Genomic DNA, 13,617 nt, shown 5'->3' with positions numbered 1-13,617 from the left:
GTGTGTTGTTTTGACTTGTTGCTACAAGTTTATGAGCCTTTGACTCTGGGGCGCATGCTTTAGCTTGCAGGGGTTTGTGTGTATTTTTATTCTTTTAGTTTTTAGCTTCACACAAAGTCAAAACCAACACATGTAAACATTACCCCCTGCAGCCTGAAAACAGAACTCGCAGAGCTCTTCTGCTCATAACACTAGGCAGTCGGCTAATTCGCCAAACGTCCCAAGGTCAACAACTAAAGGGCTCTAGTGCTTAGTAGTATGAAGAGTTCTGCTGCGCTGATGCCGATGAAGATGAAGGCTAGGTATTGCCAGAATTTTACTGGGTCTCGTTCTAGAAGTGATTTTTTAGGTTCTTGGATTGTTTGTCTTTTTTGGATGACGGTTAGTTCTGCGATGAATTCACTCATGGTGCTGTAGCGTTTATTAGGCTTTGGATCTAATGCACGCTGTAATACGTTATCAAGTCGGCTTGATAATTCTGAACGGTGAGTTTGGATCGGTTGGTAAATCCAAGTGTATTGTCTTGCTCTGTCTAACGATTGTGCTTGGTTAGCAGGATAAGGTAAATACCCTGATAACAGTTCATAGGCAATCACTGCGATGGAGAATAGATCCGACAACGATGAGCTTTGGTTGTCGTTTAAGTATTCTGGTGCAATGTAATCTACTGCGCCTAATGGCTCTTCTTGTTGCTCTTTTACTATCTCTTCAAAACCATTAACTTTAACGGTGCCGAAGTCGATTAGTTTAATGTCATCCTGCTCTGTGATGATAATGTTTTCAGGTTTAAGGTCTCTATGCACCATACCCGCACGCTGTAAGACACGGACGGCATTCACTATTTTTTTAATGATGTCATAGGCTTGATCTAATTCAGGTTTAGGATTTTTCTGCATCCACAGTCTTAAAGACATGCCTTCAACATATTCGCAGATATGATATAAAAATACTGAGCCTTTGATGTTGTCTGCGATCGACATTACACTCGGGTGATTAATTGATTGCCCTACCCACTGCTCTTTATAAAAACCTAAGAGATAATTTGTATCTTCTTCGAAGTTCAGTGATGGCATTTTCAACACCACTTTATTTTTGGTGCTTTTGTCCGTGGCTAGATAAACATGGCTACGCGCCCCTTCATGCAATATTTTATCTATTTTAAAACAGTCAATTTCGTTACCGACTTGTAATGCAGGTGGAATATTCAAACTGCTTAGATGTGAAAATAATTCGCTTAAATCGGATCTAGGTAATGAGGTTACTTTTACTAATAAGCAACTGATATTGTCGCTACTGCCTTGCGTTAACGCATCGTCGCAGATTGTTTTAGCAAGTTGTTCAAACTCTTTTGTTGTTGCGTCTTCTGTTAATTGGCTTAGGTACTCCTTTAAGCTCTCTTGGCTCAAATAGTCATGTACACCATCACTACTTAACATGAACAGGTCACCGACTTGCAGAGGGATGGTTTGATAGTCGATATCAAGGTGGCAATCCATACCAAGTGCACGTGTTAAGACTGGGTTTTGTTTATAAACAGCACGACTGTGATCATGTGAGAGTTGCTTTAATTCTTCCTCTTGATAACGATAAACGCGGCTATCACCGATATGTAAAATATGAGCGGTTGTAGATTTGATAACGACACTGCTGAAAGTGGTGATTAAGCCATTATGTCTAAGATCATCTTGATTATGTTGATATAACCAACTGTTAAGGGAGTTAAGGACTTTACTGGCGGATTGTTTAACGTCCCAGCTTTTGTTGGTGCTGTAATAATCAGCAATGAATTGGGTAACACTGGTGTGGCTAGCTTGTTGTCCTTTATCGCTGCAACTTACGCCATCAGCAACACAGGCGACTATTCCTTTCATCTTTTTTTCTGATGCTGAATAAGGATCTTTTACTGCAAAAGCATCTTGATTGACCGAACGTTTACCTGCAGTGGAATACCCACCAATACAGACTTTCAAAGTTGGCTTTGCTTGACTCTTATCCATGGATATTTTTTACCTTAAGTTTTTCATCCCTCACTTTATGATGAGGGATGAAAATATAGTTTTAGTGAGCACCTACATCGATTAGGGTAACACTACCATCTTCGTTTACTTCTGCAATTTTACCTTTAGGTTCAGTCATTAGCGATAATGTTAAAAGGCCTAAGAAAGCAGTTGCTGCAATCACGTAAAAGAAAACTTGGTAACTAACAAAAGATAGTACCGTTAGGTAAACTACTGCACCCACGTTACCGTAAGCACCTGTCATACCTGCAATTTGTCCTGTCATACGACGTTTGATTAGTGGAACCGTTGCAAATACAGCACCTTCACCCGCTTGTACAAAGAAAGAACAAATCATAGCAGCAACAACAGCAACCCATAATGTCCAGCTACTTTCGATTTGTGCCATTAATAAATAACCTAGCGCTAAACCAGCCGTTAAAATAAGTAAGGTAGATTTACGACCAAACTTATCTGATAACCAACCGCCACCAGGGCGAGATACTAAGTTCATGAAGGCATAAGCTGATGCCACCATACCGGCAACAACCGGTGTTAATTCAAACGTTTCTAGGAAGAATAGAGGTAACATTGACACAACCGCTAATTCAGAACCAAACGTAGCAAAATAAAGAACGTTTAATACCGCTACTTGTTTGAATTTATATTGGTGAAGTTCTGGTACTGGTGTTGTAAAGATTGATTTATTAACTTTCCAAACCTGTGACCATTCGTAAAGATATAGTGCAAATAGTAATGCATAAATAACATAACAAACGGTGTTAGAAATCATCCCTACGTTATCTGGAGAAAGTTTCCACGCTAGCAATGCTAAAGCAGCATACATTGGGATCTTCATGATAAGTAGTAAGAAGAAATCGCCTTTTGACGTTACTTCCATTGCTGTTAAATTAGCAGGTTTGAAGTAGGTAGAACCTTTAGGTGTATCTGTTACGTTTGCGTAAAAAATAAAACCAAATACTAAACTTAGTAGACCCGTTACTACCATTGCGTAACGCCATCCGTCTTCGCCACCAAATAGTAATGCCAATGTTGGTAAACTGAATGCGGCTGCCGCACTACCAAAGTTACCCCAACCACCATAAATCCCTTCAGCAGTTCCTAGCTCGTTATGTGGGAACCATTCAGATACTAAACGGATACCAATAACAAAACCTGCACCAATGAAACCTAAAGCAAAACGCGAGATAGCTGCTTGCAAAAAGTTTTCAGAGAAAGCAAAAGTGAAACATGGGATTGAACATAGAATAAGTAGAGCAGAATAAACCAGTCTCGGACCATATTTATCGGTTAATGAACCAATTATGACACGCGCTGGAATTGTTATTGCTACGTTAAGAATAAGCAGTGTTTTAATTTCTTCAGTGCTTAAACCCAATGTTTCTTTTACTGATTGTAGTAGGGGGGCGAAGTTAAACCAAACTGCAAACGTGATAAAAAAGGCCATCCAACTTAAATGCAGTGTTTTCATTTTTCCTTGAAAAGAAAAAATGTTAAAAGAATTATTACTCATATATATCCTATCTGTCTTTATACAAAATTAACGAACGTTATTGATGCGAAGCACCTAACAAATCATCATCTGATTTATCAAACAAGTTATTCTATGGTTAGAAATAACTTGTTTTTAAGGGGGGAACATTAAGCCACTTTTTCAACTATTAATTTGTTATACGTAAAATGGCTTAGTGTCATGTGTTTACTTTATTAGATGATTAGCTCGCTTCCTTGAGCTGAACTTGCTCATTTTCAATACGAACGTTAAAGGTTTTAATTTTATGTTCTTCAGAATCTAAACATTCCCCTGTCGCTAAATTAAAACGTTGTTTATATAAAGGCGATGCAACATAAGTAATGTCTTCTGTTGAACCTATGATGCCGCGAGATAACACATTCGCTTTACCAAATGGGTCGAAGTTAGCAACGGCATAAACACTGTTAGTTTGTTTGCATAAGAAGATAGCGACTTGTTGCTCATTATATAGCGCACAAATACCTGCATCTGGCGTTAAGTCGTTAATAGGACAGATATCTGTCCAAGTTGTGTTGTTCGATGTAGCGTCCATTTTCTTATTCCTATTAAACTAATTCTGTAATTTCAATATCTTTTTCTAAAGGGAAACGTTGTCCCCTTACTACTTTAAACGCAAGACCGACATCTGCTTCTTTACTGTTAATAAAGTGTTTAAAGCGTTTCAGTTTTTCAGGACTTTCAATGGTTGTTTTCCATTCACATTGGTAATTTTCAATGTTACTTTCCATTTCTGTTTCTAACTCTGAATTAATGTTAAGTGAATCATTGATAATGACCTCACGTAGATATTCAATACCCCCCTCTAGATTCTCTAACCATACTGAAGTACGTTGTAAACGATCGGCAGTACGGATATAGAACATGTAAATACGGTCAACATAAGTACGTACTTGTTCATCAGTTAAGTCAGAAGCAAATAAGTCACCATGACGAGGACGCATACCACCGTTACCACCAAAGTATAAATTCCAACCGCCATCGGTAGCGATTAAACCAAAATCTTTACCTTGGGCTTCTGCACATTCACGCGTACAACCAGAGACACCAAACTTCACTTTATGCGGAGAGCGTAAACCTTTGTAACGATTTTCAAGGTCAATCGCAAAGCCGATACTATTTTTAACACCGTAACGACACCAAGTATTACCAACACAAGATTTAACAGTACGTAGCGATTTACCGTAGGCATGGCCTGTTTCAAAACCTGCATCAACTAATTTTTTCCAAATGACAGGTAACTCGTGTAATTGCGCACCAAATAGATCCACACGCGCTCCACCCGTCACTTTGGTGTAAAGGTTAAATTCTTTTGCTATTTGTCCAATCGCAATTAAACCATCCGGGCTAACTTCGCCACCTGGCATACGTGGAACCACTGAATAAGTACCATCTTTTTGCATGTTACCTAGGTAGTTATCATTAGTATCTTGCAGGCCAACATGTGCATCTTCTAATACATATTCATTCCAATAAGCAGCAAGAATGTTCGCTACGGCAGGCTTACAAATTTCACACCCTAAGCCATTACCACACTCGGCTAACAGACCAGTGAATGTTTTAATTTTCTTAACGCGGACAATATCGGCTAACTCTTGACGTGAATAAGCAAAATGCTCACAGATATCTTTTTTCACTTCAAAGCCAAGACTTGCTAATTCACTATCAAGCACTTGTTTTGCTAGTGCACTACAACCGCCACAACCAGTAGCCGCTTTAGTTGAAGCTTTAAGTTCGCCCATGCTACAACAACCTGCTGCCACAGCATTTTTAATATCACCTTTAGAGACATCAAAACATGAACAAATTGCCGCCGTATCTGGTAATGCATCTACGCCCATTCCTGCTGCTTCTTCACCACCAGATGATGGTAAAATAAGCACACTTGGGTTAGCAGGCAGTTTCATATCATTTAGTTTTAATTGTAATAATGTACCGTAAGCTTCTACATCACCGACTAGTACTGCACCGACCATTTTTGTGCCGTCAGCTGAAACAATTAAACGTTTGTAAACTTGTTCGATTTCATCGTGATAAGTGTATGACTGTGCACCCGGTGTTTTACCGTGCACTTCACCAATGCTGGCTACGTCAATCCCTAACAATTTCAATTTGGTACTCATATCTGCGCCAGTAAACTCAGTGTCTGAGTCTCCATGCATATGGGCAGCAGCCACTTTCGCCATTTGGTAACCAGGCGCAACTAAGCCGAATATAAAGTTTTCCCATAAAGCACATTCACCAATTGCATAAACATCTTCAACACCTGTTTCACAATGGTTGTTAATAACGATACCGCCACGTTCACCAATTGGGATACCGGTTTTACGTGCAAGTTCATCTTGTGGGCGAATACCCGCAGAAAAGATGATCATGTCGGTTTCTAAATGTGAACCATCAGCAAAATTCATTCTGTAACGTGATGTTTTACCTGCAACAATTTCTGTGGTCGCTTTTTCAGTGTGTACATGCACACCTAAGTCTTCAATTTTACGTTTTAATAATGAACCGCCGCCGTCATCTAACTGAACAGCCATCAAACGTGGCGCGAATTCAACAATATGTGTTTCTACACCTAGGTTAACAAGTGCGTTACCCGCTTCAAGTCCTAATAAGCCACCACCAATAACAACACCAGTTTTGCTGGTTTCACCCGACTTGGTGATATTTTCTAAATCATCAATAGTACGGTATACATGACAATGCTCTTGGTCATTGCCTGGGATAGGCGGAACAAATGGGTAAGAACCGGTCGCAAGCACTAATTTATCGTAGCTTTCAACACGACCACTAGCTGTAATGACGTTTTTATTATCAAAGTCTAAATCAACTACTTTGTCGTTAAGAACAAATTTAATGCCGTTCTCTTCGTAATATGCAGCATCAGTTAATGCTAGGTCTTCAGCTGTTTTGCCTGAAAAGAAATAACTTAATTGGACACGGTCATAGGCAAGGCGAGATTCTTCAGAAAAAGTAATCACCTCGTATTTGGTTTCATCATTACCGATAATAGTATCGATAAATTTATGGCCTACCATGCCGTTTCCAACCACAACAATGCGTTGTTTACTCATAATTGTTACTTCCTTTTTAACTTCTATTTTGAGTGTTCACTTAAATTTGCTTAATAAGTGCCTTAAAGTATTTATTGCAAGGCAGGGGCCAATAACAGCAAACTAATAAAGAAAAACAAATACATATAAAGATTCAAAGAGTTACAGAAAATAAATCAGGGGAGTTATATTTAACAATACGAATCAACGCCATCAAATGTTACAAAAATGTAAAAAAATAGTGCATCACGCACCAGTTTAGTGCGTTTTTTTACTTTTAGTGCACTTCAATATTTTCATTTTATTCATTACATAGAAAAATTAAAGATCTTACTTATTGATTTTAAAGTTAAAATTTATATATTTTAGACTATTTCACTAATTCCCCCTTACTTGGTGTGCTCTTTGCTCTATATATAGGTATAGATATGGATATTCAAAGAGTAGAGAGAACAACATGACCCAAGAAAAAAGCTTATGGACTAAATCAACCTGCGCATATTGTGGTGTGGGTTGTGGCATTGAAGCAAGTATCGGTGCTAAAGGTGAATTAAGCATTCGCGGTGATCAATCACACCCCGCCAATTACGGAAACCTCTGCTCTAAAGGATTAGCGCTAGGCGAAACGGTGAGCCAAGAAGGACGATTATTACACCCTTCCATTGATGGCATTGAAACTGACTGGCCAAATGCATTACAACATGTTGCTTCGAAATTCTCACAAGCTATTGAAGAATATGGTCCAGATTCAGTGGCTTTTTATGTATCTGGGCAACTCCTGACTGAAGATTATTATGTTGCGAATAAACTGATGAAAGGGTTTATTGGCAGCGGTAACATCGATACCAATTCAAGACTATGTATGTCCTCAAGTGTTGTTGGCCATAAGCGCGCTTTTGGTAGTGATACGGTACCTGGTTGTTATGAAGATCTTGATACGGCGGAATTAGTCGTTATTACCGGATCAAACCTAGCATGGTGTCATCCAGTTTTATTTCAGCGCTTAAAAGCTGAAAAAGCCAAACGAGATAATCTATTTATTGTGGTTATCGATCCTCGCGAAACAGATACCTGTTCTATTGCCGATTTGCATTTAGCTATTCAACCAGAAACTGACGTCGCATTATTTAATGGTTTACTGGCTTACCTTGTTGAACATAAAAAAATTGATAACGATTACATTGAACAACATAGTGAAGGATTTGAAGCAGCATTAAAAAGCGCACAAGAAGATATGCCAAGCACCGCTCAATTAGCCGCTAACTTAGCGTTAAATGAGCAAGACTTAATATCATTTTTCGCGCATTTTGCTAGCACCGAGAAAACACTGACGATTTACTCGCAAGGTGTTAACCAATCAACGCAAGGTAGTAATAAAGTAAACAGTATTATTAACTGTCATATTGCCACAGGCCGAATCGGCAAATCCGGTATGGGCCCTTTCTCAATCACAGGGCAACCCAATGCAATGGGAGGCCGAGAAGTGGGTGGACTTGCGAACACCTTGGCAGCACACATGGAATTTGGCGATCAAAAAGCAAATAAATTGATCAGTGATTTCTGGGAAACAGAGCAACTCGCCACCCGCCCAGGATTAAAAGCAGTCGACCTATTTGAAGCAATGAATGAAGGCAAAATAAAAGCAGTTTGGATCATGGCAACCAACCCTGTAGTGAGCTTGCCTAATAGTAATAAAATCATTGAAGCATTAAAAAAATGCCCAACGGTGGTTGTGTCAGATTGCATGGCAGAAACAGCGACCACACAGTTCGCAGATGTATTGCTACCTGCACAAGGTTGGAGTGAAAAGTCTGGTACCGTCACCAACTCTGAAAGACGTATTTCAAGACAGCGCCGTTTATTACCTAGTCCAGGCGTTGCTAAACCAGATTGGTGGATTATTAGTGAAGTTGCTAAATGTATGGGTTTTGCAAAAGCATTTAACTTTCTTCATGAAGGAGAAGTTTTCTCTGAATTTACAAAAATGACCACGTTAGACAATGAAGATGGTTTATCACGTGACCTTAATTTAATTGGATTAACGACGTTAGATGCAAAAGGATATAGCCAGTTAACGCCTCAACAATGGCCAGTCACTGAATTACAAACACAAAATGTACATCAACGCTTATTTGCTGATAAACAATTTTTCACGCCTTCTAAGAAAGTACAGTTTATTGCAGTTTCACAGTTAGCAACGAGCATTAATGTAACTAGCCAGCAGCCTAAACAATCTCAATACCCTTTAATTCTAAATAGTGGACGTATTCGAGATCATTGGCATACGATGACTCGTACCGGTTTATCAAGTCGATTAGGGGCTCATATTACTGAACCTTTTGTTGCGATACACCCAAATGATGCTGAAAAACTCCAGATAACTGATAACAACTTAGTGGCAATTAATAGCCCTCAAGGTGCGATGTTAGTAAGAGCTTTACTCACTAATCAACAAAATAAAGGACAAATTTTCACGCCAATTCATTGGAATAGCCAAACCGCTAAAAGTGCTAATATTTGTAATTTAGTCAGTGATGATAACGACCCTATTTCCGGTCAACCAGGTTTTAAATCTACTCAAGTCAATGTTAAAAAATGGCATTATCATAGTGAAGCCATGTTATTAACGCGTGAACCAATCGAGCTTAATGAGTTTGATTATTGGGTAAAACAGAAGGTTGAAAAAGGTTATTTATATCGTATTGCAGATAATCGCTCACCTTTAGAGCTATCGCAAGCATTACAAAATCTATTACAGAATAAACAAGGCAAAACGCTACAATTCTCAAGCACAGATGAATCTCAACAAATGATTCATCGCTATGCTTTTGTACAAAATGCACAGCTTAATAATGCTTATATCACGTCAGAGCAATTAACCACTCAATCATTAGACTGGTTACAAAGTGTGTTAGATTTACCTCTTGATAGCAGTATTGAACTCACACTGATTTCAGGCATTGTTGAAGGGAAACTAGCCCAAGGTAAGATTATTTGTGCTTGTAAACAGGTTGGCATCAATACCATTACTGACGCTATTTTAGAGGAAGGTTGTCAAACACTTGATAGCATCAAACAATGCACCGGTGCAGGAACAGGCTGCGGTAGCTGTTTACCTGAAGTCGAGTCAATACTCGCCAATAACATGGTTGATATTCCACAAAGAATTGAAGTAGAAGAATTTGTTGCTTAGGCTATTGATTGCTTAGATTATTGAATAGTTTTCGGGGATAGTTGTTCGGCATAGCTTTTTGGCATAAATTTGGGGAATAACTTCAGACATAGCGTTAAGAATAATTTTTAGGCTAGCTTTTTAATTAAATACGTTGAGTTCAAAAACCTTTAATTTCGAGACTAGATTCAAAATTTTATTCACTTATACCTCCGCTGGTGATCATTTGACCTCGGGGCGCTGGCTTTAGCCTGCAGGGGTTTATGTGTTGCTTTTAACTTTTATTTTGATTTTGATTTTTAAAATAAAAATATGAAAGTAATCTTAAAAAACCTAAGACCTAAAACCAACACAAATAAGATCTGCAAGCTGAAGCATGTGCCCCTAACACCAAAACAGCAGCCTAACAACAGAACTCGTAGAGCTTATCTGCTAATAATACTAGGCCTTACTTCATTCCCCATGCGCTCTATAGCTAAAACACTGTAATTTAAAAACAAAAAAAGCGATCAATTGATCGCTTTTTCTTGAATCTAAGCTTGAAGTAAAGTATTCAAATAGTCTTGAACAACTTACATTTTGTCAGCTTTTTATTATTAAGCTTTTTTATTATCAACTAACGTAAAGTTCATTGTACAAACATCACCAAATTTAACTGTTGAAGTAGAACCTACTAGTGTTTCATGCACACCAGTGATTGCGCCAGAGCTACATAAAGAACCTGCTGGTAATGTAATGCCACGTTCTGCACAACAGTCGATCATGAAAGCAAATGCTGATAATGGACCATTGAAAATGCCATCTGTTGGAGCAGTATTGATCAACTCATCATTAATCGTAGTACTGGTTTCCATTGCTGCTATAGCCGTTTTCCAATCGGGAATTGATGTGCCTAAAATCACACCATATTGATTACCAATATCTGAAGCAATTGCCGTTGGACCATAGCCATTTAAGTCAATAACAGGACTACTTGCGATTTCGATTCCTGCATAAGCCGCTTTAACTAAATGCTCTACGCCATTTGCAGTGTTGATGCTACCCGGTGCAATATCTTGGTTTGTTTCAAACACTAACTCAGGTTCAATCGCAATAAAACCACCAGCAAATACAGGTAGTTCAAATGCTTGTCCCTTTGATTGTTGTTCTGTCAAAGTGATGCATACGTCTTTGAATACTGGTCCTAAAATACGTTCAGCACCAAGTTCGTCACGTAGATCTGGCGGTACCATTCCTACTTTCCAGCCAACAATAGGCTGTTCAGAAGCTGCAATTGAACCATCTTGCACAACATAAGCTTCAGCTAGTGTGCTTGGGATAGGACCAGGGAAACCGTCTAGGATACGAACATCTTTACGTGCACTAGACAGTGCATTTGCTAGTTCGCTGATTTGCTCACTAGTTAAAGGGGTAGTTGACATAAAATACTCTCACAATTGTTTGATAAATTTATGGTTATGGTGGCTACAGTCATAAAAATCTGAGCGCTAAAAAAACAGTATAAACGCCCTGTAACCTCAAACAAAGGGATTATTAGTCGTTTAACGATGATTTTGACTGAGATCTATAATTCAATAGTTTATACCAATCATACTAATTAACTGATCTATTTTACTGGTTAAAATAACTTATTTCTTCGTTGTAAATTTCGTAAAGGGAACAAACATTTAGCTCAATTTACGCCTTAAACTAAGTCATTTTTCCTGCGCAGAATTTAGATCACTTATTTAATGTAATCGGTATTATAAAGAAAAAGAATAATAAATAAGCAGATAAATAGAGTAGATTAAGCATTTTTATTCTATATATTTTGAGTTATAGAATATTAAAGCACTACAAATTATTTATATTCAATGTGGCGCTTGAATAAAGAAAAACTTATAAAAAATATCTGATATCTGCATTTTATAGTTCGTATTAATGTTTTTATTTTGTTATGTTGTAACAAAAAGGTATTGTTATGTTATAACAAAGCAATAATTTAATACTAAAACTTATCGGTGAGAAAACATGATTAATCTAACTAATTTACGCTTTGCCTGGCAGAAAAAAGACGTTATTAACATTGAAGCGTTAGATATTAAAAAAGCTCAACACTTATTTATTGAAGGCCCTAGTGGAAGCGGTAAAAGTACATTATTGAATTTACTAGGGGGCGTTTTAACACCTCAAAATGGTAATGTAACAATACTTGGACAATCCTTAAATGATCTATCTTCTAGTCAAAAAGATAGCTTTAGAGCAAATCATATCGGTTTTATATTCCAGCAGTTTAACTTAATCCCTTATTTAAGCGTTTTAGATAACATTACCTTACCTTGTACCTTCTCAACATCTCGCAAAGAAAAAGCATTAAAGCGAAGTAATAGCTTAGATGAAGAGGCGATTCGCTTATTAGCCGCACTAGGCTTAAATGATTCAGAATTACTACAACGTAGTGTTAATGAATTGAGTGTAGGTCAACAACAACGTGTCGCAGCGGCAAGAGCAATGCTTGGAAGTCCTGAAATAATTATTGCCGATGAGCCTACTTCAGCATTGGACAGTGATCACCGCCAAGGTTTTATTAAAATACTATTTGAAGAATGTAAAAAAGAAGATATCACCCTTATTTTTGTCAGCCACGATGCTGCTTTGAAACATCATTTTTCTCATAGTATTAATTTACAACAGATCAATCAGGTTAACTTCAAGGAATCGATATAATGGCGATTTTATCATTAGCATTCAAAAGCTTACTTAACCGTAAACTGACCTTTTTTATTACTCTTTTTTCTATCGCAATCAGCATCACTTTATTGCTAGGTGTTCAAACGTTAAAAACAGAAACTAATAATAGTTTTATGAAAAGTATTTCTGGTACTGATTTAATTATTGGCTCTCGTGGTGCTTCTTCACAATTGTTATTGAGCTCAGTTTTTCATATCGGTAATACCACTAATACCATTAAATATGATACTTACCAAAAAATCAGTAAATCTCCTGCAGTTGAATGGGCTGTGCCTATTTCATTAGGTGATTCTCATCATGGCTATACTGTGATGGCAACTGACTTAAGTTTCTTTGATTATTTTAGTTACGCTAATAAACAACATTTAAAGGTTAAATCAGGAAAAATAGATGACGATATGTTCGCAGTTGTTATTGGCTCAGAAGTCGCTAAGAAATTAAATTATAAAATCGGTGATGAGGTTATCGTCACACATGGCGGTGGTGAAATAGAAGGACATCATCATGATAATATTCCTTACTTCATCAGTGCAATCCTATCCCCTTCTTTTACCGCTATAGACCAGTCTCTTATTATTTCATTGGAAGCAATGGAAGCAATGCATACCGATAACCACGGTCATTTTGGTGCTTTACCTGGTGAAACCCTATTAGCTTCTGGTGGTCATACTGATCACGATGAACATGACCACGAAGATGAAAATCATGAACAACACCATGATGAAGCAGTGCATGATGAACATGATCACGAAGATGCAGATCATAAAGAACATGACAATGAAAAACATCATGATGAAGCCACTCACGATGGGCATGACCACGAAGATGCAAATCATGAAGAACATGACAATGAAAAACATCATGATGAAGCGACTCACGATGAGCATGACCACGAAGATGCAAATCATAAAGAACATGACAATGAAAAACATCATGATGAAGCCACTCACGATGAGCATGACCACGAAGATGAAAATCATGAACAACATCATGATGAAGCCACTCACGATGAACATGATCACGAAAATGAAAATCATGAACAACATCATGACGTAGCTACTCACGATGAACATGATCACGAAAATGAAAATCATGAAGAACATGACCATGAAA

At 37.8% G+C, this 13,617-nt stretch carries 8 protein-coding genes; 3 read left to right on the top strand and 5 right to left on the bottom strand.

Annotation, left to right across the window (positions count from 1 at the left end):
- Positions 1–233 precede the first annotated feature (233 nt).
- The 4 genes from V6255_RS17300 to nirB form a co-directional block, all read right to left on the bottom strand.
- Positions 234–1,997, bottom strand: coding sequence for a protein kinase domain-containing protein (locus V6255_RS17300; protein ID WP_341629264.1), 1,764 nt, complete (start codon positions 1,995–1,997; stop codon positions 234–236).
- Positions 1,998–2,058: 61 nt separating this feature from the next.
- Entirely contained in the window at positions 2,059–3,531 is a 1,473-nt protein-coding gene (locus tag V6255_RS17295; protein WP_341629263.1) for a NarK family nitrate/nitrite MFS transporter, read from the bottom strand.
- A gap of 202 nt (positions 3,532–3,733) precedes the next feature.
- Complete coding sequence (gene nirD / locus V6255_RS17290) at positions 3,734–4,084, bottom strand: nitrite reductase small subunit NirD (protein WP_160063918.1); 351 nt, start codon at positions 4,082–4,084, stop codon at positions 3,734–3,736.
- A gap of 13 nt (positions 4,085–4,097) precedes the next feature.
- Complete coding sequence (gene nirB, locus V6255_RS17285; RefSeq protein ID WP_341629262.1) at positions 4,098–6,623, bottom strand: nitrite reductase large subunit NirB; 2,526 nt, start codon at positions 6,621–6,623, stop codon at positions 4,098–4,100.
- Positions 6,624–7,059: 436 nt separating this feature from the next.
- On the opposite strand from nirB, the gene V6255_RS17280 reads away from it, so the two are divergent.
- A complete protein-coding gene (locus V6255_RS17280; RefSeq protein WP_341629261.1) occupies positions 7,060–9,795 on the top strand; it encodes a nitrate reductase in 2,736 nt (911 codons plus the stop codon).
- 575 nt (positions 9,796–10,370) lie between these two features.
- On the opposite strand, the gene V6255_RS17275 is transcribed toward V6255_RS17280, so the two are convergent.
- Complete coding sequence (locus V6255_RS17275; RefSeq protein ID WP_341629260.1) at positions 10,371–11,195, bottom strand: hypothetical protein; 825 nt, start codon at positions 11,193–11,195, stop codon at positions 10,371–10,373.
- Between the two features lie 589 nt (positions 11,196–11,784).
- On the opposite strand from V6255_RS17275, the gene V6255_RS17270 reads away from it, so the two are divergent.
- Together V6255_RS17270 and V6255_RS17265 are read left to right on the top strand one after the other, a co-directional pair.
- On the top strand, positions 11,785–12,480 hold the full coding sequence (locus V6255_RS17270; protein WP_341629259.1) for an ABC transporter ATP-binding protein: 696 nt from the start codon (positions 11,785–11,787) through the stop codon (positions 12,478–12,480).
- On the top strand, positions 12,480–13,617 hold a 1,138-nt coding region (locus V6255_RS17265; RefSeq protein WP_341629258.1), incomplete at its 3' end, for an ABC transporter permease. The genes V6255_RS17270 and V6255_RS17265, both read left to right, overlap by 1 nt.

Source organism: Psychromonas arctica (assembly GCF_038155225.1).
Classification (GTDB): Bacteria; Pseudomonadota; Gammaproteobacteria; order Enterobacterales; family Psychromonadaceae; genus Psychromonas; species Psychromonas arctica_B.
The sequence above is the reverse complement of the archived record's forward strand: the minus strand, read 5'-3'. Positions and strand labels throughout refer to the sequence as shown.

Bases quoted from the DNA above. Each gene is read 5' to 3' on its own strand.
- V6255_RS17300 (WP_341629264.1), bottom strand. From the start codon at position 1,997: ATGGATAAGAGTCAAGCAAAGCCAACTTTGAAAGTCTGTATTGGTGGG.
- V6255_RS17295 (WP_341629263.1), bottom strand. From the start codon at position 3,531: ATGAGTAATAATTCTTTTAACATTTTTTCTTTTCAAGGAAAAATGAAA.
- nirD (WP_160063918.1), bottom strand. From the start codon at position 4,084: ATGGACGCTACATCGAACAACACAACTTGGACAGATATCTGTCCTATT.
- nirB (WP_341629262.1), bottom strand. From the start codon at position 6,623: ATGAGTAAACAACGCATTGTTGTGGTTGGAAACGGCATGGTAGGCCAT.
- V6255_RS17280 (WP_341629261.1), top strand. From the start codon at position 7,060: ATGACCCAAGAAAAAAGCTTATGGACTAAATCAACCTGCGCATATTGT.
- V6255_RS17275 (WP_341629260.1), bottom strand. From the start codon at position 11,195: ATGTCAACTACCCCTTTAACTAGTGAGCAAATCAGCGAACTAGCAAAT.
- V6255_RS17270 (WP_341629259.1), top strand. From the start codon at position 11,785: ATGATTAATCTAACTAATTTACGCTTTGCCTGGCAGAAAAAAGACGTT.